General features: G+C 57.5%; 14 protein-coding genes. 5 read left to right on the forward strand and 9 right to left on the reverse strand.

Annotation, left to right across the window (positions count from 1 at the left end; genetic code table 11):
* The first annotated feature begins 72 nt into the window (after positions 1 to 72).
* Together RBR60_RS03200 and RBR60_RS03205 are read left to right on the forward strand one after the other, a co-directional pair.
* Positions 73 to 2,121, forward strand: a complete 2,049-nt coding sequence (locus RBR60_RS03200) for a site-specific recombinase (protein ID WP_320354395.1) — start codon at positions 73 to 75, stop codon at positions 2,119 to 2,121.
* Positions 2,122 to 2,255: 134 nt separating this feature from the next.
* Positions 2,256 to 2,516 (forward strand): hypothetical protein, encoded by a 261-nt coding sequence (locus RBR60_RS03205; RefSeq protein WP_320354396.1) that lies wholly within the window; start codon positions 2,256 to 2,258, stop codon positions 2,514 to 2,516.
* A 110-nt stretch (positions 2,517 to 2,626) separates the two neighbouring features.
* Here the strand turns inward: RBR60_RS03205 and RBR60_RS03210 are convergent, their stop codons facing one another.
* The 8 genes from RBR60_RS03210 to RBR60_RS03245 form a co-directional block, all read right to left on the reverse strand.
* Positions 2,627 to 3,523 carry an LEA type 2 family protein gene (locus RBR60_RS03210; protein WP_320354398.1) on the reverse strand — a complete coding sequence of 299 codons (897 nt, stop codon included), beginning with the start codon at positions 3,521 to 3,523 and terminating at the stop codon, positions 2,627 to 2,629.
* Between the two features lie 14 nt (positions 3,524 to 3,537).
* Positions 3,538 to 4,146 carry a superoxide dismutase gene (locus RBR60_RS03215; protein WP_320354400.1) on the reverse strand — a complete coding sequence of 203 codons (609 nt, stop codon included), beginning with the start codon at positions 4,144 to 4,146 and terminating at the stop codon, positions 3,538 to 3,540.
* Between the two features lie 129 nt (positions 4,147 to 4,275).
* Positions 4,276 to 5,733 carry a protein adenylyltransferase SelO gene (locus tag RBR60_RS03220; protein ID WP_320354402.1) on the reverse strand — a complete coding sequence of 486 codons (1,458 nt, stop codon included), beginning with the start codon at positions 5,731 to 5,733 and terminating at the stop codon, positions 4,276 to 4,278.
* A 48-nt stretch (positions 5,734 to 5,781) separates the two neighbouring features.
* Entirely contained in the window at positions 5,782 to 7,533 is a 1,752-nt protein-coding gene (locus tag RBR60_RS03225) for a uracil-xanthine permease family protein (protein ID WP_320354404.1), read from the reverse strand.
* A gap of 54 nt (positions 7,534 to 7,587) precedes the next feature.
* Entirely contained in the window at positions 7,588 to 9,741 is a 2,154-nt protein-coding gene (locus RBR60_RS03230) for a cation:proton antiporter (protein WP_320354406.1), read from the reverse strand.
* Between the two features lie 35 nt (positions 9,742 to 9,776).
* Positions 9,777 to 10,538, reverse strand: coding sequence for an imidazole glycerol phosphate synthase cyclase subunit (locus RBR60_RS03235; protein ID WP_320354407.1), 762 nt, complete (start codon positions 10,536 to 10,538; stop codon positions 9,777 to 9,779).
* Between the two features lie 208 nt (positions 10,539 to 10,746).
* The gene (locus RBR60_RS03240; RefSeq protein WP_320354408.1) at positions 10,747 to 12,192 is read right to left on the reverse strand and encodes a GntP family permease; all 1,446 of its coding nucleotides are present in this window, start codon (positions 12,190 to 12,192) and stop codon (positions 10,747 to 10,749) included.
* A 5-nt stretch (positions 12,193 to 12,197) separates the two neighbouring features.
* Positions 12,198 to 13,280, reverse strand: coding sequence for a patatin-like phospholipase family protein (locus tag RBR60_RS03245; RefSeq protein WP_320354410.1), 1,083 nt, complete (start codon positions 13,278 to 13,280; stop codon positions 12,198 to 12,200).
* A 382-nt stretch (positions 13,281 to 13,662) separates the two neighbouring features.
* On the opposite strand from RBR60_RS03245, the gene RBR60_RS03250 reads away from it, so the two are divergent.
* Both RBR60_RS03250 and RBR60_RS03255 read left to right on the forward strand, forming a co-directional pair.
* Entirely contained in the window at positions 13,663 to 14,802 is a 1,140-nt protein-coding gene (locus tag RBR60_RS03250) for an ABC transporter substrate-binding protein (RefSeq protein WP_320354411.1), read from the forward strand.
* Entirely contained in the window at positions 14,799 to 17,012 is a 2,214-nt protein-coding gene (locus tag RBR60_RS03255) for an ATP-binding protein (RefSeq protein WP_320354413.1), read from the forward strand. The genes RBR60_RS03250 and RBR60_RS03255 overlap by 4 nt, the downstream gene beginning before the upstream one ends.
* Here the strand turns inward: RBR60_RS03255 and RBR60_RS03260 are convergent.
* Positions 16,994 to 17,680 carry a superoxide dismutase gene (locus RBR60_RS03260; RefSeq protein WP_413815445.1) on the reverse strand — a complete coding sequence of 229 codons (687 nt, stop codon included), beginning with the start codon at positions 17,678 to 17,680 and terminating at the stop codon, positions 16,994 to 16,996. The two genes, RBR60_RS03255 and RBR60_RS03260, sit on opposite strands and share 19 nt — an antisense overlap.
* A gap of 345 nt (positions 17,681 to 18,025) precedes the next feature.
* On the opposite strand from RBR60_RS03260, the gene RBR60_RS03265 reads away from it, so the two are divergent.
* On the forward strand, positions 18,026 to 23,725 hold the full coding sequence (locus RBR60_RS03265; protein ID WP_320354415.1) for an alpha-2-macroglobulin family protein: 5,700 nt from the start codon (positions 18,026 to 18,028) through the stop codon (positions 23,723 to 23,725).
* The last annotated feature ends 5 nt before the right edge of the window (positions 23,726 to 23,730 follow it).

Raw genomic sequence — 23,730 nt, forward strand, 5'->3', positions numbered from 1 at the left:
CATCCACACTGCAGCGGAAAAACTGATCCTCCATCCCTGCCAACTACGGGCCTTTTTTTTCGGAAAAACCCCATGCAAACCAATATTCGCCCCACACCCCGGATGATTTTTGAAACACTTTCTTCTGAAAATGTTTCCGCAGTCCATCTTCTCCGGCTGATCGCGGACTGGCTGCGGCCCGACCCCAAAGAAAACACGGAAGCCATCCGCCAGCGCATAGAAGACCTTGACAAGGCCATGGAAGAAAACCCCGAAGCCAGCCGACTGCTTGCGGATATTCTGAAGAAATGGCTGGGAACGGCCAACTATTTCCTGGCCTTTGCCGTACTGGGCCTTTTTTCACGCCAGGGCTTTCTCCGGGAGTTGGGAAAACGCATGTACGAACACATCAACCCCGCTCCCCTCAACCGAGACAGCCTTTCCGACGCCCTCAGCCTGATATTCCATGAAAAGCATGACCCCCAGTGGATTCAAGCCCTTCCCGAAGAAAGCTGGCTGCACCTTTTCAGAATTCTCTGGAATGCGGAGCATGGAGATGCCCCGGCTCTTCTGGGAAAAACCATCAGCGAACTGCTCTATGCCCTGGAAATGCTCTCCATCTGGGTGGCGGGAGAAGAACTGGAACCGGACCTTGTGCGCCTGGAGCCCAAAATTATCGCCAGAGATTCGGCCTTTGTGGCCCTTCAGCGGGAGGTCTCCCGCTACTGCCGCAGCTATGAGGCCTGGATTGGTGGCGAGCGCCAGAGCCTTGAAGATGATGCCCACGCCCGGGTACTGCTGGATCAGTGCATGCAGGCCGTGAATGCCTTTCGTAAAAAATCCGTTTCCAAAGGCACCAGCATTCCCCTTTCCTATCTGCTGGAGCGCCTGGACCAGACCTTAAACCGCATTCACGACATCCTCAATCTGCTGAACCCCAAAGACCCCGACACATCAAGACAGACGGCCATCCGTCTTTTCCGGGAACTGGCCTGCGCCAGCCGCCAGCGTTACAGTGTGGGGGCTCTCTTCCAGCGCAACATCAAACTGCTTTCCCGGAGCATCACAGAAAACACCAGTGATCACGGCGAACACTATATCACCCGCAACCGCAGAGAATACCTTGCCATGCTCCGATCCGGCGCAGGCGGCGGCATTCTCATCGCCCTCATGGCCCTCATCAAAATCCAGATCATGGGCATGAAGCTTGCCCCATTTCCGGAAACCGTTCTGGTCAGCCTGAACTATGGCCTGGGGTTCATGCTCATTCACATCCTGCACTTCACCGTCGCCACCAAGCAGCCCGCCATGACCGCCTCCCGTCTGGCGGAAGCAGTACAACAGGGGGAACATGGCGGTGCCAACCCCAAAAAAATCGCAGCTCTTCTTGTGCAGGTAAGCCGCTCCCAGTTCATCGCCATTGTGGGCAATGTCAGTGTGGCCCTTTCTCTGGCTTTTGGCATCGGATGGACTTTCACCTTCTTCCAGGGTACCCCCCTCCTCAGCCCGGAAGCCCGCGCCTACCAGATTTATGAACTGAAACCCTTTGCCAGCCTGGCGCTTCTCCATGCCTGCATCGCCGGGGTCTGGCTCTTTGTGGCGGGCCTCACCGCAGGCTTTTTTGATAACCGCGCCGCCTATGTCGGCCTTGGAGCCCGCCTCAGAAACCACCCCCTTCTCCGCCGCATCCTTCCGGAAAAACTCCGCCACCGCTTTGCGGATTACATGCACGAAAACTACGGCGCCCTTGTGGGAAATTTTTTCTTTGGCATGCTTCTGGGCGGTACGGCCTATGTGGGACTTCTCCTCGGTCTTCCCCTGGGCATCCGTCATGTGGCCTTTGCCTCAGGAAATCTGGGGTATGCCATGTCCGCCTATTTTCCAGGCTTTCTGGAATTTGCCCTTTACTTCTTCTATGTTTCCCTCATTTCCTTCTGCAACCTCTGGGTAAGCTTCGGGCTTGCCCTTTACGTTGCCCTCAGGGCCCGTGGCACCCGCATCCAGAGCGCCTCCAAGGTCATGGCCGCCTTCAGAGAGCACATCCGGGGCGCGCCCTTTTCCCTTTTATTTCCGCCGCCTGAACCCAGAGAGGAGAAGACCCAGACGCCTGCAGCAGAAAAGGAAAAGGAAACCAAACCTTAAACTGGTTAACTTTTGTAAGAAAAATACTAAAAACATACTTGCTTTTCCCAAAAGGATGCCTTATTGTTGAATCAAGCTTTTTTGGAAGTGGAAAAAAGCCGGATGCCCTTAGCACCCAATCGAAAGGAGCAACCATGGAAAAAAGCACCAGAAAGGCAGAACGCAGACATCACAAGGCCAGAGTTCGCAGAAGAAGAATTGATGTTGTGGCCCACTGGAAAGCGCACAATCCCAGGGCTCGGGGCGTTGCCGTGGAAACCCCCACCGCAGTGGCGGGCTACAAGGAAAAAATTCCAGCTCTTCAGGATCTTCGCCACAAAGACTGGCGAAAAGATGCCATCCTCGCCTGGGACCTGAGCTTTGTACAGGGCAACCGGACCGTAGTATTTCACTGATCCACTTTCCTTATGACCTGGGCCCTCATGCGAAACCCGGGTTTCCCACAAGTCCTTAAAGGATGAAAATCCATAAACGATAAAGGAATCCTGGACAACCAGGATTCCTTTTATGCTTTCACGAGCAAGATGTTTACGCTTAAGCGGCTCAGAGCCACCTTACCCTGCTGCTCGGATTGAAAGGGAAAACTCTTCAGTACAGGCAGACCACTTCCCACCTCGCTGTCAAAACCCAGCCTGTAATCCATTTCCCCGCCACGGCGCAGGGCATTGTACAGGGCAAGCCCCGTCTGAGCAAAGGAAAGCCGCAAAGGCAAAACGATCTCATTTTCGCTCCCCGCCTCCCAGACACCTTTGCGCGCCACCTGGCCTTCAGCCACAGCATGACCGTTCAGGATCAGAGAATAATCAAAACGCTCCAGCATAAGGGAAAAGGCATTGGGATTTTCAAGTACAAGGTGCAGGCTCATTTCAGCCCCACCAAGGCTCATGCTTTGAAGATCAAGCCCTGCAACCCGTATCCTCGGAAGCTGGGGTATGGGAAGTTCTCCCTTGGTTTTCAGCGGTACTCTGAGGGTTCCGGCCACAGGGACGTCAAAACGCATCCCCGCTTCAATGGCATAGCTTAGGGTATTTTTCTGACGCAGATGACCCACAAGTTCTGCAAGTTCTGCAAACTCCAGCCCCAGGGGCAAGGTCAGTTTCTGCCGCTGCCCCGCCTCCAGGCGAATCCCCTGATTCTGTTCCCCGGACATCACCCTTGTCTCCTGGATATCCAGGGCATAATCCAGTGCGCCTACGAAAATACTGTAGGGATTGGGGTTAAAAACCTCCATCTCCACTTCCATTTCCGCGCCGCTGAGGCTTAAGGCCGTAAGGCGGGTTGCGGTAAAACTGGCCTCCGGTGTCTGCCACATGCCAGCATCTTTCATCACCGCACAGCCTGCGCCCGCAACCATAACAAAAATCCAGATACAGCATCGCAGCAGAAACACCGGCTTTTTCATTGCATCCCCTTTGCTCAGGAAGCATTCTCCAGGGCAAAACTCCAGTTGATGAGCCTGTCAAGTACGGCCTGAACATAATCGGCCCGACGATTCTGATAATCCAGGTAATAGGCATGCTCCCAGACATCCAGGGTCACAAGGGGCTTCATCCCAGAGGTGAAGGGCACTTCCGCATTGGCGGTTTTCACCACCTTCAGAACGCCCCCATCCATCACAAGCCAGGCCCAGCCACTGCCAAACTGAGTAAGGGCCGCATCCGAAAGGGCCTTTTTGCAGGCCTCCACACTGCCAAAGGCCGCCTCCATCTTCTCTTTCAGGGCCGCAGGGGGTTCTCCTCCGCCACCGGGTTTCAGGCTGTTCCAATAAAACGTGTGATTCCAGATCTGGGCCGCATTGTTGAAAATACCCGCTTTGTCCGGTTTTCCCGCCACAGCGGTGATGATTTTTTCAAGGGAAAGACCTGCGTATTCCGTACCTGCAATGAGCTTGTTCAGGTTGTCCACATAGGCTTTGTGGTGTTTTCCGTAATGAAATCCGATGGTGTTGGCGCTGATGACTGGATCCAGGGCGTTGTCCGCATAGGGCAGAGGGGGCAGAACGATGGAAGATGTTTCCTGACTCATAGCAAACCTCCTTGAATGATGTCGTTTACGATTGAACACCTCGAGAGATGGAAAATCAACACGGATTTTTCATTTCACAGTAGTGAAAAACCCAGGGTTTGCCAAGCATGAAAAAGGATAAGGCCAGACTCAAGTCCCGCAGAAGGTCTTTAACACCCTCTCTCCCGGCTCCGGAGGCAGGGCATGGTTTTCAAACCCCTCCACCACCTCAAAGGGATGGCGAAGCACACAAAGCAGATCCTCAAAGGGTGTCATATCCCCTTTTTCAGCCGCACGCAGGGCCGCTTCCACCCGATGGTTTCTGGGAATCACCGCAGGATTCACCCTGCGCATCTCCATCCCCAGCGCCCGTGCCTCCATCCCTTCCCGTCCAAGACGTCGCCGCCAGTGTGCAAGCCAGGCACGGCAGGCCTCAGAATTCTCAAAAAGGGCAACAAAGACCGAATCCTCCAGAAAACCCCCTGCAAGATCCGAGAGGAGACGGAACGCCAGGGTAAAATCCGCCCCATGAGCCTCCATGCACCGGAAAAGATCCTGAACAAGCCCTGCGTCTCCTGGCTCTTCCGTAAAAAATCCAAGCTTTCTGCGCATACCGGAAAGCCAGTAAGCCTCAAAGCGCCGGGGAAAATCCTGAAGCAAAGCATTGAGTTCCTCAAAGAGTCCCCCGTCATCAGGGGAAAGCAGGGTTTCCGCAAAACGGGCAAGGTTCCAGTGGACAATGCGCGGTTGGTTGGCATAGGCATAGCGGCCTCTTGAGTCAATGGAACTGAACACCCGATCCGGATGATAGTTGTCCATAAAGGCGCAAGGGCCAAAGTCCATGGTTTCTCCGGAGAGGGCACAGTTGTCCGTGTTCATCACGCCATGGATGAAACCCACATGCATCCAGCGGGCCACAAGGTCTGCCTGACAATCCAGCACTCTTTCAAACAGGGCAGGTACGGGGGAAGGACTTCCCTCAAGATCCGGAAAAAACCGATGGATCACATAATGGGACAGGGTACGGACGGCAGCCCCATCCCCCCTTGCCGCAAAATACTCGAAGGTTCCCACCCGCACATGGCCCGAGGCCACCCGGGTCAGCACCGCACCGGGAAGGGGGACTTCCCGCAGAACCGTCTCTCCCGTGTGTACCACGGCCAGGGATCGGGTGGCCGGGATGCCCAACCCGTGAAAGGCTTCGCTGATCAGGTATTCCCTCAGGGCAGGACCTAAGGGACAACGACCATCCCCGTTGCGGGAAAAGGCGGTTCGCCCTGCCCCCTTGAGATGAATGTCCCTGCGGATTCCGTTCCTGTCCAGCACCTCCCCCAGAAGAAGGGCACGGCCATCCCCAAGACTTGGAACAAAATGGCCGAACTGATGTCCCGCATAGGCCATGGCCAGAGGCTCCGCCCCCTGGGGAACCCGGTTGCCCGCAAAAATGGCAGCCCAGGTCTCTTCGGAAAAAAGCGTGGCGGAAAGGCCAAGGCTTTCGAGAAGCTCCGCATTCAGCTTAAGGAGCCTCGGAGCTTTCACGGGTATGGGGTTCTGACGGACATAAAAATGCGAAGGCAGGCGGGCATAGGTATTGTCAAAGGGAATCATGGAAGCACTCCAAGAAAAATAAGAGGGATGCGGTATCGGTGAGAAAACTCAGTCCACAGCCAGATGGTAGGTGATATAATTCACCCCACCGATGCGCAGATGCCGCAGCCCTGAGGCAAAGCGACCCAGAATCCTGAGACCCAGCAGATCGGGATCCATGGACGGCTCCCCCTTTCCTACCGCCTCCACCGCAAAGTCCAGGTCCTCCAGATCAGAGGTATCCACAAACTCCACATGCGCCCTGCCCTCTGAAAAATGCAGGATTATCTGAAGATGGGAGCCTTTGAAGGCTTTGGAGCTGCACAGATGCATAAAGAGCTCTTCTGTGGTGAGATACAGATGCTGGAGCATCTGTGCGGGAATCCTGCGGGCTGCGGCGTATTCATGGATGAAATCCTGAAGCTCCGTGATGGCTGCCGCCTGACGGTAAAAGATACGACGGGCCCTGCCCACGGGCTTCATCTGAAAAAGAAGGCTCAGAAGAATGGCGAAAAGTCCGCCTGCGGCTATGCCGTTGTTGAAAAAAGGCCCCAGCCAGGCGGGCATGAGATCGGCGAAAAAGAGTTTGTTCTGGAACACATATCCCATCCAGAAAGAGACACCGATGATCACCCCGCTTTCATAGTTGAGACCTTCGGAGGCGGCAAGCTGAATGCCTGTCACAAAAAGCATGGCAAGGAGAACAAAAAGAAAAGCACCCACCACGGGCGAAGGAATCGCTGTGAGGAGGGCGGAAATTTTCGGGGAAAAAGCCAGAAGTCCCAGAAAAAAAGCCACATAGAATCCTACTTTTCTCGACGCCACACCCGTGAGCTGAACTGCGGCAATGGCGTTGGAGTAGGTGGTATTGGGAAGGGTTCCTAAGGCCCCTGCCACGGCATTGGCCACCCCATCGGCATACATGGCACCCTGCACCCGCTCATAATCCACTTTGCGGAAATTACGCTCGGAAATCTTCTGGATGGCCATGCCATCCCCCAGGGTTTCCACCGCACCCACAATGGTCACCATGGCAAAGGCCAGGTAAAGGGCGACCCATTCCGGCCTGAAATCCAGGGCAAAACCCTGCCACTGCCCCTGGGGAAGCCCCAGCCAGGGACGCTGTCCCACAGCGGAAAAATCCGTAAGTCCCAGCCCCGCAGCCACAAGACTGCCCGCCAGCAGACCGATGACCAGACTCCAGAGCCGCAAATGCCTGTTGCCGAACACCGCCACGCCGAGAATCACCGCAAGGGTGGCAGCCGAAACCCAGAAACTGTACAGCGGGGGTGCCGAAGAACGGGCATTGGTCATCATATCAAGGGAGATGCCCAGGACACTCACCACAATGAGCATAATCACCACCCCGCCCACCAGCGGCGTGATGATGCGACGCATGGGGCCCAGAAACCAGGCAAAGGCCAGTTGCAAGGGTGCGGTCAACACTGCCATGGTGGCCACAAGGGCCATGCCGCCCATCTGGGCCGCGGCCAGACCGCAGGCGATAAAAGAACCGGAAGAACCGATGACCAGAAAATAGCCTGAGCCCACAACGCCGAAACGTCGGACCTGTATCAGGGTGCCGATGCCGCTGGCAAGGAGGGATGCGAAAATGATCCACCCGTATTCTCCGGGATCAATGCCCGCCATGCGAGCCACCACAATGGGCGTCACAGCGATGGGAGCCAGAACAAGCACCACCATCTGCAACCCCAGCAGCGCACTCATCCACTCCGGCGGATTCTCATCCACCGCGTACAAGAGGGGGGAGGTGGAGAGGGACGCATTTTTCACACCCTGACGAAATCCATTGCCTTTCATCTTTTCCTCCGGATCATCCAGTTCAAAAAAGAACCTTTTCCATACCATCTCAGCCTAAAGCACTTTCAGGTTTTTCAGCTTCCCGATGGCAGAAGCAACACCAATGACAATGAGACAGTCCCCGCCCAAAAGACGCTCTCCCGGATGAATGACGGTAATCCGCTCCCCTTTTCTGCGGATGCCCACCAGGGTCGCTCCGTATTCCTGGCGAAAACGGATATCTCCCAGGCTTTTCCCGGAGAGAGGAGAATCTTCCGCCACCGGAACTTCCGCGATCTCAAAGCGGTCCTTCATACCGGCTCCTTTCTGAACTTCCATCTGATTCAGTACCCGTTCCGCATCCTTCAGACCACCGGGAGGTCCCATGACCAGCAGACGGTCTCCGGGAAAAATCCGGAAATCCGGGCCTGGATCGTAGTGCATTCCCCCTCCCCGGCTCACGGCCAGGATGGAAACGCCGGTCAGGGTACGAAGGGGAATGTTCCGGATACGCTGGCCTGCGGAGGACGCATCGGAGCGAATCCGCACCTCAAGAAAGGAGATGGGCCAGTCGATGTTTTCCGGCAGAAAATCCATGGCATAGGCCAGGGCGTCGGCGGCCTGTTCCGTCGCATCCATGAAAGGCCTGAAGATCAGATGGGCTCCGGCGGCTTCAAAGGCAAGGGCCTCCTCTTCGCTGGTGGCGGTGAGGGCCAGTCTCCCATGGAAGCCCGCCTCCTTCAGATGGTGGGCCAGGGCGAGGTTCATCTCACGGGAGCGCACCGTGCTGATCACCCAGCGTGTTTTCTGAAGCGGCAGGTGCTCGTGCATGTCCGGATCCGCCACATCCCCGTAAAGTACGGCCATTCCCTTTTCCCGCCAGCGATCCAGGGTGGCGGGGTCAAAGTCAACCCCCAGAATCTCCTTGTTCCGCCGCAAAAGGTAGGCGGCAAGCCCGCTGCCATAATTGCCAAGCCCCACCAGGATCACATCCAGGGTTTCCTTTTCACCGGAAGAGTCAATGGCTGCTTCCCGGTGGGGATGGCGGCGCTCAAAAACTCTCAAGGGTTCCGAGAGAAAATGATAGAGGGAGCTGGAATACAGAATCATGTACGTGGAAATAAAAATGGTGACCACACCAACCAGGGTGATCAGCCCCACGGCCTCTGCACTGATATGCCCGAGGCTGAAACCCAGAGCTGCCACAATCAGGGAGAACTCGCTGATCTGGGCCACGGTGAGACCGGCCAGGAAACTCGTGCGGCGACGATAGCCCATATACCCCATGATGATCAGCACAATGAGGGGGTTGCCGATGAGCACGAAAACGGAAAAAACCATGGCGGACCCCAGCTGGGAACCCACGGCGGACCACTCCAGCCGCGCGCCGAGATCAATGAAGAAAAAGAGCAGAAGAAAATCCCGAAGGGTGGTCAGACGGGCTCCGATGGAATCCCGATACTCCGTGGGCGCCAGCGAGACCCCCGCAAGAAAGGCTCCCACTTCCTTGCTGAAACCCAGAAGATCGCTGGCAGCCCCCAGAAAAACGGCCCAGGCTATGGCAAAAAGGGTGAGAAGCTCCAGGGAATGGGCAAGGCGCTTCACCAGAGGAGGAAGGACGCTTTTCATTAAAAGGGCCACAAGCCCCAGAAATGCCATGCCCTTCACCACAATGAAAAGGGTTTCCCCATAAGCCGCCTTTCCCCCGGCCACGGAAGCGCCGAAGGTGGTCAGCCCCACCAGGGCGAGGATGGCTGCAATGTCCTGAACAATGAGAAAACCGATGGCAATCTGCCCGTGGAGGGAGTCGATCTCTTTTTTATCGGAGAGAAGCTTGACAATGATGATGGTGCTGGAAAAGGTGAGGGCCACGGCCACATAGGCCGCATTGAGGGGGTTCATGCCGAGGAGAAGGGCAAGGCCGTAGCCGATGATGGAGGTGAAGACAATCTGCCCGAGACCTGTGGCCAGGGCCACAGGTCCTGTGGTTCGGATCAGGGAAAGATCCAGCTTGAGTCCCACAATAAAAAGCAAAACCGCAATCCCGATCTCCGCCAGAAGCGCAATCTGCTCGTAGCTGTGGATAATGCCAAGAAAGGAGGGGCCTGCCAGAATTCCGGTGGCAAGAAACATGATGATCAGCGGCTGACGCAGCTTCTGGCCCACCATGCCCGCCAGGGTGGCCAGACTGAGAATGGCGGCCATCTCTAAAAAGGCGCTTTCCTGCATCCTCTCCCCTCCCCCTCGTCTTAAAAAAATCCACCTCAGGCCAGATTCACACCCTTTTCCCGGAGGTAGGCTTTCAGGTCCGGAATGCGGATCATACCGAAGTGAAAGACCGAGGCGGCCAGAAGAATGTCCGCTCCCGCGACAACCGCCTCATGGAAATGCTCCAGGGTTCCCGCACCGCCGGAAGCCACCACCTGAGCGGATACCGCCGCCCGGATGGCCCGGATCACGGGCAGATCATAGCCCGTTTTCGCCCCGTCCCCGGCCTTGCTGGTGGGCAGGATCACAGGAACACCGTAGCCGTCCACTCTTTTGGCCCACTCCACCGCATCCCAGCCTGTGGCCGTGCGGCCCCCATCAATATAGACCTCATACCCTGAAGCCATGGAAGGATTCAGATCCACGTCAATGGCTACGGTGAGCCGGTCTCCGCCAATGGCCCGGATGAGATCCGGGATGAGACCGGGGTTTTTGAAGGCCGCACTGCTCACGGAAATTTTATCGGCTCCGGCTTTCAGCACGGCCTCCGCAGCCCCGGGATCCGCAATGCCGCCCCCCACGGTAAAGGGTACGGTGGTGACTGCAGCCACCCGGCTGACCACATCCAGCATGGTCTTTCTGCCTTCCACGGTGGCGGTGATGTCAAGAAGGGCCAGCTCGTCCGCCCCGCTTTCACAGTAGGCTCTGGCGCAGGCCACAGGATCGCCCGCGTCCTGGATGTTTACAAAATGAACGCCCTTGACCACACGGCCGTTCTGCATGTCAAGGCAGGGCATGATACGAATGGGGGAGGCCATCGGATCTCCTCTTAGTCTTGAGAAGTCATGGGAAAAAGATGGCCTCTTTTCTCTAAGGCATCCCGGAAAGGGCATACCCAAAAAAAGGCCATCGTCACAGGTGCAAGAGCTTTAGCATATTTTCTTCCAAAATACAGGGGACGGTTTGATAACCGCCCCCTGCATACTCAAAAAAACAAAACCCCATGGCTTTGCAGCGAAAATCCCCCTAAAAACTGCCAAAAAGGGTTCCCAGGGTGATCAGCACGATCAGAGCCAAAAAAGGTGCAAGCATGGCCGTCATGGCCAGATCAAAATAGGATTCCTTATGCGTAAGACCCGTGATGGCCAAAAGGGTGATCACCGCACCGTTATGGGGCAGGGTATCCAGCCCGCCCGTGGCCACGGCCGTCACACGGTGCAGAAGATCCGGACTGATGCCATGGACCGCTGCCATCTGCACATAGGCATCCCCCAGGGTGGAAAGGGCGATACTCATGCCGCCCGAGGCCGACCCTGTCATACCGGCAAGAATGTTCACGGATATGGCAAGGGAGATCAGAGGATTCTCTCCGCCAAGGCCCACCACACCGTCGCGGATCACCAGAAATGCGCCCAGAGAAGCAATCACAGCACCGAACCCCACAAGGCTTGCCGTATTGAAAATGGGCTGAAGGGAGGCATTGGCCCCGCTGTCCATGGACTGTTTGAGCCCAGGCAGGCGTTTCAGATTGGCCACTGCCAGCACCCCAAGGGAAAGGACTAGGGCCGCAATGACCGACCAGATCCCCCTCACCTTGTCAATGCTGGTTTCCCCGTAAAGGGGCAGGGAGAGGTAATCGGTGTCCATGCGGGGAAAAACCAGGGCGGTGAAAATGAGGTTCGCACCAATCACCAGCACCAGGGGCAGCACAGCAATGAAAAAGGAAGGCGGCGCAGGCGGCTTTTTTTCCACCGGCAGCTCCATCAGGTCAAAACCCTCGCAGGCGGCCCTTTCCCTCAGATCCTTATCCGGCGTGAATTCCCTGTCCCTGTGATCGCCGTACCCGTCGGCCGCAAGTTTACGGGCGCGATACTGAAGCCAGACCATGCCCAGGACAAACATCACAAAGGCCGTGATCAGACCAAGTCCCGGTGCGGCAAAGGGAGAGGTGCCGAAATAGGGCATGGGAATGGCATTCTGGATGGCGGGTGTTCCCGGCAGGGCCGTCATGGTGAAGGTGAAGGCTCCGAGGGCGATGGTGGCGGGAATGAGCCGTTTGGGAATGTCCGCCCGGCGAAAAAGGGCCGCAGCGATGGGGTACACGGCAAAGGCCACCACAAAGAGGGATACCCCGCCATAGGTCATCACAGCGCAGGAAAGCACCACGGCGAGAATGGCCCGGCCTGATCCCAGCTTCGCAATGATGCCGTTGGCCAGCACCTCAGCACTGCCCGAATCCTCCATGAGCTTGCCAAAGACAGCGCCCAGAAGAAAAACGGGAAAATAAAGAGCAATGAATCCCGCGGTGGCGCCCATGAAAATCTGGGTATAGCTTGCAAGCACCCGACCCTCCAGACTGGCAAGAACGGCAAAGCATGCCAGGGCCGGAGCCAGAATCAGAAGACTGATGCCACGATAGGCAAGGTAGATCAACAGTCCCAAGGTGATGAGAATAACAGAAATCCCCAGCATGGCCCTTACACCCCTTTCTTTTTCTGAGCCGAGGTGTCCTCCACCTCCGGCGGTCTGAAGCTGTCTGTAAAAAGGCTTTTCAGGTCAAAGGTGGAGCGTACCCCGAGATCCGCATAATGGCGGGTCAGAAAACGATCCGCCCAGGCCCTGCCCCGATCCTTCAGATGCACAAGATAAGCCCATTCCGCGTTCATCTTGCTCGATGCCTCCATACCCCTCAGATCCTCATGGGCATGGATGAGGTGCACAAAAATATCCCGGTAACGTTCGGATTCCAGTTTTTCCGAGGCAATGACCTGGTGCAGAAGCTCAATGGCCCTCAAATCCTTGATGAGGCTGGCGTTGAAGGTGATTTCGTTGATACGGTTGACAATCTCCCGGCCCGTCCTCGGAAGGGTATCCCGGACCAGGGGATTGATCTGCACCACAATGAGATCCCTTGTGGCCGTATCCTCCACCAGAGGATGCAGGGCCGGGTTCCCGATGTAGCCCCCGTCCCAGTAGGCTTCCCCGTCAATTTCAACGGCCTGGAACAGAAAGGGCAGACAGGCCGAGGCCATCACCGTATCCACGGAAAGTTCCGGCTGGGTGAAGGTCCGGCCCCTGCCGGTGCGCACATTGGTGGCCGTTACAAAAACCCGGATGTCGGTACAGTGGTTGACGTGGTCAAAATTGACCCTGGAAGCCACCAGATCCCGCAGCGGGTTGATGTTCATGGGGTTCAGCTCGTAGGGAGAAAACTGGCGGGTCAGGTGTTCGAAAAAAAGATAGCTGAAGGAGCGGTCCAGGGCATAACTGTTGGTCATGCGGTCCCAGAGACTGCGCTGGATGGGGGAAAACAGAGCTGCGTCACTCACGGCTTTCCAGAAATCCGCCAAGGCTTCCCGCGCCCCTCTTCGGCCCGCGCAATCCAGGCCTTCTGCCACCACAACGGCATTCATGGCCCCTGCACTGGTACCGCTCAGGGTGGCAATCTCGATTCTCTCATCCTCCAGCAGCCGATCCAATACCCCCCAGGTGAGAGCGCCATGGGCGCCGCCGCCCTGCAGGGCCAGATCCACGATCTTGCGGTCTTGTCTTACGGTCATTGCGGCCTCCTTTTTTTGCGTTGCAAGATCCATATACCTGCAAGAAGGGCAATTTGTCCAGCATCACAGACTCTGCAATGCACACACAAAGGGCGAACCCCCTGGTCCAAAAAACCGGACTGACCGCCCCCCCACGCCACCACCGACAGCAACCTTGACACAGCCAATCCTTGTGGGATACCTTGTCTTCAATGCTCAAATGACCCGAATCCCTTCCTTATTTCACCCGGTAATAAACCCGAAACGCCACGGTTCTCTTGACGCTTCCCTCTTCTGCACCGGAGGTCTCCTGAACTGGCAGTTTCGTTTTCCCTCCATCAGGAAGACACCCGCAACCTCTCTCCCTGCGGACAAGGTTTCCTGAAGAAAAAAAAGGTGCGCCATGGCCAAAGGAATCTCATTTTCATGGTTTGTAGTGGGCCTCGCCAGTCTCCTGCTCTGCGCCTGCGAAAAACCGCCCATCCGCATCGGATTTTCAGGAACCCTCACTGGCCCCTACGCGGATCTGGGGGTGCATGGACGCAACGGCGTTCAGCTGGCTCTGGAGGAAATCAATCAGAAAGGCGGGGTGGCCGGTCGTCGTCTGGAACTGGTGATCCGGGATGACAAAGGGTCCAGTGACGGTGCGATCCAGGCGGACAGGGAGCTGATCCAGGCAAAGGTCGCCGCCATCATCGGCCACATGACCAGCGCCCAGTCCGTGGCCGCACTCCCCCTCATCCAGCAGGCAGAAATGGTACTCCTCAGCCCCACCACCTCCACACCGGAATTAAGCGGCATCAAAGACTTTTTTTTCCGGGTTCAGCCCGCAACGGACAAGGTGGCCATGGCCCTGGCCCGCCATGCGGTCCTGGAAAAAGGTTTTCTTCACCTGGGAACCGTCCGGGATTTAAGGAACAAAGCCTTTTCCGAGCCCTTTCACCATTTTTTCATGAAGGAATTTCAGGCCCTGGGCGGAACCCTGCACCTTGAAAAAACCATTTCTCCCGCAGAAACGCCGGACTGGGAAGGCCTGGCCAGGGAACTCAGCCAGATAAAACCCCAGGCCCTGCTTGTCATTCTTTCGGCAAGGGATGCCGCTGCCCTTGCCCAGACCCTGCATGCCCGCAACCTATCCCTTCCCCTGCTCAGCTCCAACTGGGCCATGACAGAGGATCTTCTCACAGCAGGGGGAAAAACCGTGGAAACGGTCATTTTTGCCGCCCACACCTTCCGTGAAAACCCAAGCCCCCAATACCAGATGTTTTTGCAGCGCTATTTTGACCGTTTCGGTCATCTGCCCTCCTTTGCTGCGGAATATGCCTATGACGCCATGCATATTCTCGCACTGGCCCTGGAAAAAACACGGGGAAAACGGGAGGGACTTCCCCAGGCCCTCACCCATACTCAGGACTATCCTGGTCTGCACTGGCCCATTTCCCTGGACGCCTTCGGGGATACCCTAAGCCCCATTTACATCCTGGAGGTGCAGGAAGGACGCTTTGAGTCCATTCGTCAGATCCTGCTGGAGCCAGCCCCATGAGTCCTCCCGCCCTCAGTAACCTCCTCCGCCGTTACCTGGCCTGGCGCCTGCTTCTGCCCGCAGTGCTGCTCATCCTGGGCATCGGCGCCCTTCTGGGCTGGCAGCGCTGGTTGGGCATCCAGAGGGAACAGCATCTCCAGACCCTTGCCATCTCCGAATATGTCGCTACCTACCTCGCCTTTTCCGCAGAAATCGTTAACCTGCTGGCAGAAACCGCTCCCATGTCCGTTTTCCCGGCCCTCGCCGCCGAATACCTCAGAAGCACCGACTCTCTGGAGCGCATCCTCCTGCTCACGGAACAGGGCGAAGTTCTGAAGACCTTTCCACCGCTGGGCCTTCTCAAAGACTACTCCCGTCTCATTTCCATGCGACAACGCAGCCCGAACACCGCAGCGCTCCATATCTCTTCCCCTTACCTTGCACCCCTCAGCGACCAGATCACCGTCAGTCTCTTCAGCAATGTGGTAGACCAACGCATGGTGGTGGGCGAACTGAACCTCCTCAGCCTCCAGAACTTCATTGCAGGTCTGGGTCAGATGGAGGCGGGATCCTTGATTTTCGTAACAGATCGTTACGGCACCCTGGTGGCCCATCCGGACAGAACCCTTGTGGATCAGCAGACCAATCTTGGCAGTCTGAGGCCGGTGCGCCTGGGGCTGGAAGGAGAGACGGGATTTCTCGGCATTCACCCGTTAGACGGTCTCCCTTACCTGTTCAGTACGGCTCCGGTCAGAGACGGGCAATGGGTGGTTTTTACGGCCTGGAACGCCCGCAAGCAGTTTTTTCCCGTTTTCACCGTGCTGGGAGCCCTCATGCTTCTCCTGCTCCTCCTGCTCGTCACAACGGTCTGGATGCTCAAACAGAATCTGGATCGGGAAGTATCCCGGCCCCTGGCCCTTTTTGCCCAGGCCATGGACAGGCTGGAACGGCAAGATCCGGAGGCCATGCAGACGATCCCCCGGTCTGCCGACCTGCCTTTCCATGAATTGCAGGTACTCCGCCGGGGGGTTCTTGATATGGCCCAGGCCATTGCCCTGCGGGAACAGGCCTTACGTCTCAGTGAAGAACGGTTCAGAACCCTTGCGGACACCCTCCCGGAAAGCGTATTTGAGGCGGATCTAAGCGCAAAACTCACTTATGCGAATCGTAACACCCTTGTCCGCTTCGGCTACACCCAGGCGGAAATGGATTCGGGACTCCGCCTCATGGACTTTGCTGTGCAGGAAGAACACAATCTGATTTTTGATTACACCTTGAAAATCTTCCGTGACGAACAGCTCCCTCCCCTTGAATTCCGGGCCCAGTCCAAGGTGGGGGAAACCTTTCCCGCCCAGCTGCACACTTCGCCCATCCGCATCCATGACCGCGCCTGCGGACTGCGGGGCTTTATCGTAGACATGACCCAGACAAGACAGAAACAGGCACTGCGCCTCGAAATGGAGCGTCGTTTCCTCCATTCGCAGAAGCTTGAAAGTCTTGGCGTACTCGCCGGTGGCATTGCCCACGACTTCAACAACCTGCTCATGATCATTCAAGGCAACCTGGAACTGGCCATGGCCGCCATCCGGGACAGCACATCGCCTCCCTACATTCATATGGCCCAGGCCAAGGAAGCTGTGCAAAGGGCAGCGAACCTCACCCGCCAGATTCTGGCATACTCCGGAAAAGGGCACTTCATGGTACAGCCCATTGAACTCAACGCCTTTATCCGTGAAAACAGCCCCATGCTCCAGGCTGTGATCGCCAAGGGGCGGACCCTCACCCTGGATCTTTGCCAGAAAGAACTCTGGACTATGGCGGATCCCGGACAATTACAGCAGGTCTTCATCAACCTCACCACCAATGCATCCGAAGCCATGGAAGAAGCCCAGGGGACCCTCACCATCCGCACAGGCAGTCGTTTCTGTGATGCGGATTTTCTGAGCCAAAGTCAGGTCATGGAAAAACCCAGACCCGGCCGGTTTGTCTATCTCGTGGTGGAAGACACAGGCTGTGGCATTGCACCCGAGAACAGGGACCGGCTGTTTGAACCCTTTTTCACCACAAAGGCCATGGGCCGCGGTCTGGGACTGGCGGCCGTGCTGGGCATTGTCCATGGCCATGGAGGCGCTCTTTTCGTGGAAAGCCCCCCCGGCCATGGTTCCTTGTTTCAGGTTCTTTTACCCGCCACACCCCAAAACCGTCCTTGCTCTCACCGGGCCGATGCCTGAGCCAACCGCAAAGCCGCCTCCTCCCAGTTCACCACATGCCAGAACGCATCCACGTAGCGTGCCCTGCGATTCTGATATTGCAGATAATAGGCGTGTTCCCAGACATCCAGGGCCAGAATGGGAAAACCGCGCCTTTCAACCGTATCCATCAGGGGATTGTCCTGGTTGGGCGTGGACGTCACAAAAAGGGAGCCATCACTGGCCACACAGAGCCAGGCCCAGCCACTCCCAAAACGTGAAAGCGCTGCCTGGTTGAAGGCTTCCTGAAATGCGCTAAAGGAACCAAAGGCCGCGTCAATCCTCAAGGCCAAATCTCCCTGGGGAAGCCCTCCGCCTTCCGGAGAGAGAATCCTCCAGAACAGGGCGTGATTATAATGTCCACCCGCATTGTTGCGCACCACCTCCGGCAGACGGCTCGCCTGCCCCAGAATTTCCTCAAGGCTTTTTCTGGCAAGGGGCGTGCCTTTCACCGCAGCCACCAGGTTCTCAAAATACGCGCGGTGATGTCCATCGTAATGCAGGGCCATGGTCTGCCGATCCATGTAAGGCTCCAGGGCGTCATAGGCATAGGGCAGGGGCTCAAGCCGCCATGCGGGCACGCCTCCGTCCCGTGTACAGGAAAACACAAAGGCCATGGTCAGGACCAGGGGAAAAATCCATCGTTTCATCGCAACCTTCCATCCAGGACCCTTGATCTTTCGATCCGAAAGGAAAGGGCCCTCTGATTCCCACCGGATCGGCAAAAGCAACCCAAGGCCAGGCCCTAAAGCGCCTTCTTCATACTGGGGATGCATCCTTGATCCATGATTCTTAACACCTTCCGGGCAGGCCGGGCAAGCATTGCTCCCCAAAGATCCTTAAAAAATAAGCCCCCTTTCTCCTTTAAGCCGAGCCTGCCTCCCCCTGCCATAAAGATTCCCCTGTTTTTCTTGAATCCCCACGGCCCTGTGTTATATAAGGTTCGTTAAGCCCCTTTTGCATCCACCCTTCCCCGTGCTGTGAGGATTTGCCCCATGTATACCCGAGTACCTGCCCTCCTTTTTTTCCTCCTTTTTTTTCTCTGTTCCTCCCTCGCTTCCGCCAGTCCCCTCCTGCGCATTGTCCCCCAGGGCGAGGAAGCGCCAACGGATCAGCGGATCCGCCTGGAGTTTGACCGTCCCATGATTCCCCTGGGCCAGGCTGCCCCTGCGGATGTTCCCGTACGCATATCCCCAGCCATTCAGGGCCAGTGGCGCTGGACCGATCCCCAGACCTTAAGTTTCCGGCCCGACCCCGAAACAGCGCTTTCACCCGCCACCCTGTACACTCTTGAGGTGGAGCCAGGCCTTGTGGCTCTGGATGGCACGCCTGTGCCCGCACTCCGGGACCACCATTTCGCCACCCCAAGGCCCCGCATTGAGCATGCCTTTTTCCGGAACTGGCTGGACGCCAGAACGCCGGTTTTTGAAATCCACGCCAACCTGCCCCTCACCCGGCAATCCCTCATGGAAGCACTGGCTTTCCGCGTGGATCAGACCCTTTACCCCGTCACCGCCCAGGCCTCAGGGGAAAATCCCGACCCGGACATCGCCACCCGCTGGGAAATTCAACCCGCCCAGCCCCTTCCCCAGGATCGCCAGGTCGTCCTTATGGCAAGGTCTGGACTTCAAACCCCCTCAGGATCCCTGACCGGCCTTGAAGCGCCGGAGCTGCGTACCTTTGCCACCTTTCCCGCCCCCCGTTTCCTGGGAATCCGGTATACCACCCGCGAAGGTCAGACCCTTCTTGCCCCGGCTCTCCCTGCGGAACAAGGTGCCCAGCAATCCATCGCTCCCGCGGATCCGGAAAGTTATATGGAGCTGGTCTTCACAAGCCCCGTACGCATCAGGGACGCCGCAGCACATATCCGTTTCGAACCCGCCCTCACCCTGGCTCCCCCCTGGGAGGGATATTACGACTTTGATCCCACCCAGACGCCGCACAGCAAGGGAGATACCTACAGTCTCTCCCTGCCTACAGCACCTCTTCCTGTGAAAGCCTATGCCATCACCGTCCATGGGACCCTTTCCGACGCCTTTGGCCGGAAAGTGGACCGGACCCGTGTCGCCCATTTCACCACCGACCACATGAAGCCCGCCTTTTACTTGCCCAACAACACGGCGGTGCTGGAAAAAAACATCCCCTCCGAACTGCCCCTGGCCCTCACCAATATTGAAAATTTCCGTATCCTGGGAACCGTGCTGGACGGCCAGGGCCTGCGGGATGTGGATTCCGGCCCCCAGGCACTCCGGCTTCCGGAAAACAGCCCCCGCACCCTTGCGGCGGGCATCCGGCCCCTCATACCGGAAAGCGGCGTGATAAGCGGTGAGATCACCACCCGCCCCCAGGTGGATACCTGGGAGGGGGCAGGTCGTTTTCTTGCCATCGTATCGCCCTGGCAGGTGGTGGCCAAAATCGGCCATTTCAACAGCCTCGTGTGGGTCACAGACCTGACCACGGGCCTGCCTGTTTCCAACGTCCGGATCCGGATCCGGGAAGGCCGGGATGAAGGACTCCAGCTTGAAGAAAAAAACATTGCCGAAGCCCTCACCAACAGCCATGGAATCGCCCTTCTGCCCGGCACCGCAGCCCTGGATCCGGAACAGCGCATCGCAGGCCGGGGAGAGTACCGGGAAGACAAGCCCCTGTGGTTCCTGGAAGCCCGTCTGGCCGCAGATCTCGTCCTCTTTCCTCTGGACTGGCGTTTTGTCGTCCATCCCTGGCGGCTGGCCAATCCTCCCGTAGATTCCAGTGCGGAAGCCCCCCTGGGCCACATCCGCGCCTGGGGTCTGACCCCCCAGGGAATTTATCGCACAGGCGAAACCATGGACTGGAAGCTCTACGTCCGCAACCAGGATCTCACGGGACTGATTCCACCGCCCCTTTCCGGCTGGACCCTGAAACTTGTGGATCCCAGGGATCAGGAAATTTTCATCCAGGAAAACCTTGTACTGTCCGCTTTCGGTGCCGTACACGGATCCGTTGTCATTCCCGAGGACGGGGCCGTGGGCCGCTACCGCTTCCTGCTTTCCCACAAGGACAACCCCCGGATCTTCACGCCCCTTTCCGTCATGGTTACCGATTTTTCAACAGCGCCCTTCCGCACTTCCGCGGAAATATCGGCAAAGCAGACAAAACCCGGTGAGACCGTCCAACTCAAAGCCGCAGCCCAGCTCCACGCAGGCGGTGCGTATACCGATGCGCCGGTGCGTATCCGCAGCCATATCCGGCCCCAGCCCTTCAGCCCCGCCAACCCCACCCTGAAAGACTTTTACTTTGACAGTCTGAGCGGCAAGGAGGAGATTCCCGACATCCCCCTTGCGGATATGGGCAGAAAGCTTGACGCGCACGGTAAGGCCAGTCTTTCCGTCCAGATTCCTGAAACAGACCTGGCCTTTGGCCTTCTCATGATGGAAGCCGCAGTCAGCGATGAGCGGGGAAAATCCGTCAGCGCCACCCGGAGCATTCCCTTTGAGGGTCGGGACAGGCTGGTGGGCATACGGGCCCTCAACTGGATGCAGCAGGCGGGCAGAGCCGCCGAATTCCGGCTGGTGGTGGCGGATTCCCAGGGCCGCGTCATTCCCGGAGTTCCCATCCATTTCACCGCCGAGCGCCAGGAAGTCTCCGTGGTCCGGGCCAAAGGTGCAGGCAATGCCTACACACCCCGGCACAGCATCCAATGGAAACAGGTGGCTTCCACCCGGATTCTGTCAGGAAAAGAGCCTGTGGATGGCGTCTTTGTACCGGACACGCCCGGCCTCTGGCGGGTAACCGTGGAAATCCGGGACAAGGCCCAGCGCATCCATAAGACCCGCCTTCCCGTGTGGGTGGCGGGCAAGGGAGCCGTGGTATGGGAGAATGAGGAGGATCAGCGGCTCGAACTGATACCGGAAAAGGACACCCTCAGGGTGGGGGATACGGCCCGCATTCTCGTAAAAAATCCCTTCCCCGGCGCAACCGCCCTCATTACGGTGGAACGTTACGGCATTCTCAGCCACGAAGTCCGGGTTCTTGAAGACGCCGCCCAGATTCTGGAGCTTCCCATCGGACCTGCGGCCCTGCCGGGATGCTATGTTTCCGTCTCCCTTCTCTCTCCCAGGGTGGGAGAGGCCCGCATACCGGAAGAAGGACCGGATCTGGGTAAACCCGCCTTCCGCAGCGGGTATCTGCGCCTTACGGTCACCGCACCGGATCAGCGCATCCCCATCCAGGTAAAAACGGAAAAGGAAAGCTATAAGCCCGGAGAACAGGTCACCCTGGATCTTTCCCTTCCCGGAAATCTTTATGGAAAAACCGAACTCTGCGTTGCCGTTCTTGACAGCGCCATCTTTGATCTTCTGCCCCAGGGCAGAAAACACTTTGATCCCCACACGGGCCTTTACACTCCCGTGTCCGCCATGGACCTTGAAACCTATGCCCTGCTGACACGTCTTCTCGGCATGCAGCGCCTGGACGCCAAAGGCGCCACACCGGCCGGGGATGGCGGCGGCCTGCGACCCAGGGAAAATTTCCGGGGTGTGGCCTACTGGAATCCCTCCCTCCTTCCTGACAAAGAGGGAAAGATTCGTGTTTCCTTCAGCGCACCCGATAATCTCACCGGCTGGGAAGTCCTGGCCATGGCCGTCACCCCTGGGGAACGTATGGGTACGGGCCATGCCCTTTTCCGTGTCAACCGCCCCACGGAAATCCGGCCCGTCATGCCCAACTTCCTGCGCAAAGGCGACCAGGCCCAGGCGGCCTTCTCCGTATTCAACCGCACGGAAAAGGCAAGGGAGATTGAAATCCGGGCACAGGTAAAAACGGAAAATCTGCCTCCGGAAACGCAACACTTCACAGCGCCCCTCGCCCCTTGGGAGCGCCGCATCTTCTCCTTACCCCTCAATGCCTCCTCTGCCGGACTCCTGCGCATGGAAGTTTCTGCAAAGGATGACCTGGATGGCGATGCCATGGCTCATACCCTGACCATAGAGGATCCTGTTTTCCTGGAAACCCAGGCCCTTTCCGGCGTTACGGAAGAACGGGAAGAAATCATTGCCCTGAAGGTTGCAAGAGATGCCAGGACTGATGTCGGCGGTCTGGGCATCCGTCTTTCCCCCAGCCGCATTTCCGCCGTGGAGGAACCCCTTCTCTTTTTAAAGGATTATCCCTATGCCTGCTGGGAACAGCAGCTTGCCCGGGCCATGGGAGCAGCGCTCTACCTTTCCATGATGGACTACCTCCCCGATGAGGTAACATGGAAAGAAGCTGAACAACTGCCTGCGGAAATCCTTGCCCAGGCAACGCGGTTTCAGAGAGAAAACGGCTCCATGGCCTATTTTCCTGCTGCGGGCGGAGGAGAGAATCCCTTCCTTTCCGCCTTTACGGCGCTCATTTTTGCAAGGCTTTCGGATTTTGGTTTCATGCCGGATCCCCTTGTGCATCAGAAACTCAACCTGTATCTGGATACCCTTTTGCGTAAAGACCTCACGCAAACGCCCATCCTCAATCGCACCTCACGCATGATGATTCTCCTGGCCCGGGCCGGGCAGACGGACAGCGACGCCCAGCTTTTCGAGCGGTTGCGTCCCGACCCCGCCACAGACGGTCTCTTTGCAACGGCCCTTTATCTTGAAGCCGCCGCCAGAAGCGGACTGCCCTATGCGGAGCTGGCCCCTGTGGTGAACAGCCTGCTTGCCCGCACCCACAAAAGCGCTTCCGGGCTTGCCGTTCAGGATGAAAAAAGCCTTGCCCATCCCTGGCTCATGGGTTCCCATACCCGCACCCAGGCCGCTGTTCTCATGGCCATGATCCGCCTTTCCCAGATGCCCGATGCGCCCAAGGAACTCAAAGGCTACCCCGCCCTTCTTTTGGCTGAGCTTCTTGAAAAACAAGGGGCCCTTGCCCGCTGGCAGGGCACCCAGGACAATCTTTTTGCCGCCATGGCCACAGCAGAGTACGCCCTGACCTATGAGACCGGGAAGGTTCACATGGACCTGGAGGTCCGGGATGGCGCGGGCCTTGAAGGCAGCACCCGATTCCGGGACATCCGGGACACGGCCGTACGTTTCACCCGCCCCATGAACGAAAAAGACCCCGGTCTCCACAGGGAAATCCGCATTCACAAAAAAGGCAGAGGACCTGTCTACTACACCGCGGCCCTGCGTTTTGCCACGCAAACGGCAAAGGATGCGGTGGATAACGGAATCCACGTCCGTTTCCGGATTCTTCACATCAACGACCGTCCCGTGGAAGAGGGTAAAATCCCCACCCTCTCCAGGGGAGACCGGGTCGAACTGGCCTTTGATATCCGCAACACCCAGCTTCTGCATTTCATCATGGCGGAAATTCCTCTACCCGCAGGCCTTGAGGCGGTGAATCCCCACCTGGCCACAAGCCTGGACCTGGAAGAAGGCCGCATCCCGGATCCGCCTGAAGGCATCCGCCATGGCAGTCCCTGGCCCTTCTACCACCAGGAACTGCGCCATCAGCAGGTACGTTTCTTTGCCGAAGAACTTCCCGCCGGAGTCTGGCGCCTGCGCTTTACAGCCCAGGCCATTGCCGAAGGCAACTTCCAGATGCCCGCCCCCCACGCCCAGGCCCTGTACCGTCCGGACATCTGGGGTCGGGATAGCGATCGCATCCTCAGCATCCAATCCTCCAGGCAGGAAGAGCCCGGGGCTGAAACGGCAGGCCATTCCGTCCCCCTTCTTCCTTAAAAAAC

Source organism: Desulfobotulus sp. (genome assembly GCF_034006065.1).
Taxonomy (GTDB): Bacteria; Desulfobacterota; Desulfobacteria; order Desulfobacterales; family ASO4-4; genus Desulfobotulus.

Coding starts and splice junctions, on each gene's coding strand:
- RBR60_RS03200 (WP_320354395.1), top strand. CDS start 73: ATGCAAACCAATATTCGCCCCACACCCCGGATGATTTTTGAAACACTT.
- RBR60_RS03205 (WP_320354396.1), top strand. CDS start 2,256: ATGGAAAAAAGCACCAGAAAGGCAGAACGCAGACATCACAAGGCCAGA.
- RBR60_RS03210 (WP_320354398.1), bottom strand. CDS start 3,523: ATGAAAAAGCCGGTGTTTCTGCTGCGATGCTGTATCTGGATTTTTGTT.
- RBR60_RS03215 (WP_320354400.1), bottom strand. CDS start 4,146: ATGAGTCAGGAAACATCTTCCATCGTTCTGCCCCCTCTGCCCTATGCG.
- RBR60_RS03220 (WP_320354402.1), bottom strand. CDS start 5,733: ATGATTCCCTTTGACAATACCTATGCCCGCCTGCCTTCGCATTTTTAT.
- RBR60_RS03225 (WP_320354404.1), bottom strand. CDS start 7,533: ATGAAAGGCAATGGATTTCGTCAGGGTGTGAAAAATGCGTCCCTCTCC.
- RBR60_RS03230 (WP_320354406.1), bottom strand. CDS start 9,741: ATGCAGGAAAGCGCCTTTTTAGAGATGGCCGCCATTCTCAGTCTGGCC.
- RBR60_RS03235 (WP_320354407.1), bottom strand. CDS start 10,538: ATGGCCTCCCCCATTCGTATCATGCCCTGCCTTGACATGCAGAACGGC.
- RBR60_RS03240 (WP_320354408.1), bottom strand. CDS start 12,192: ATGCTGGGGATTTCTGTTATTCTCATCACCTTGGGACTGTTGATCTAC.
- RBR60_RS03245 (WP_320354410.1), bottom strand. CDS start 13,280: ATGACCGTAAGACAAGACCGCAAGATCGTGGATCTGGCCCTGCAGGGC.
- RBR60_RS03250 (WP_320354411.1), top strand. CDS start 13,663: ATGGCCAAAGGAATCTCATTTTCATGGTTTGTAGTGGGCCTCGCCAGT.
- RBR60_RS03255 (WP_320354413.1), top strand. CDS start 14,799: ATGAGTCCTCCCGCCCTCAGTAACCTCCTCCGCCGTTACCTGGCCTGG.
- RBR60_RS03260 (WP_413815445.1), bottom strand. CDS start 17,680: ATGAAACGATGGATTTTTCCCCTGGTCCTGACCATGGCCTTTGTGTTT.
- RBR60_RS03265 (WP_320354415.1), top strand. CDS start 18,026: ATGTATACCCGAGTACCTGCCCTCCTTTTTTTCCTCCTTTTTTTTCTC.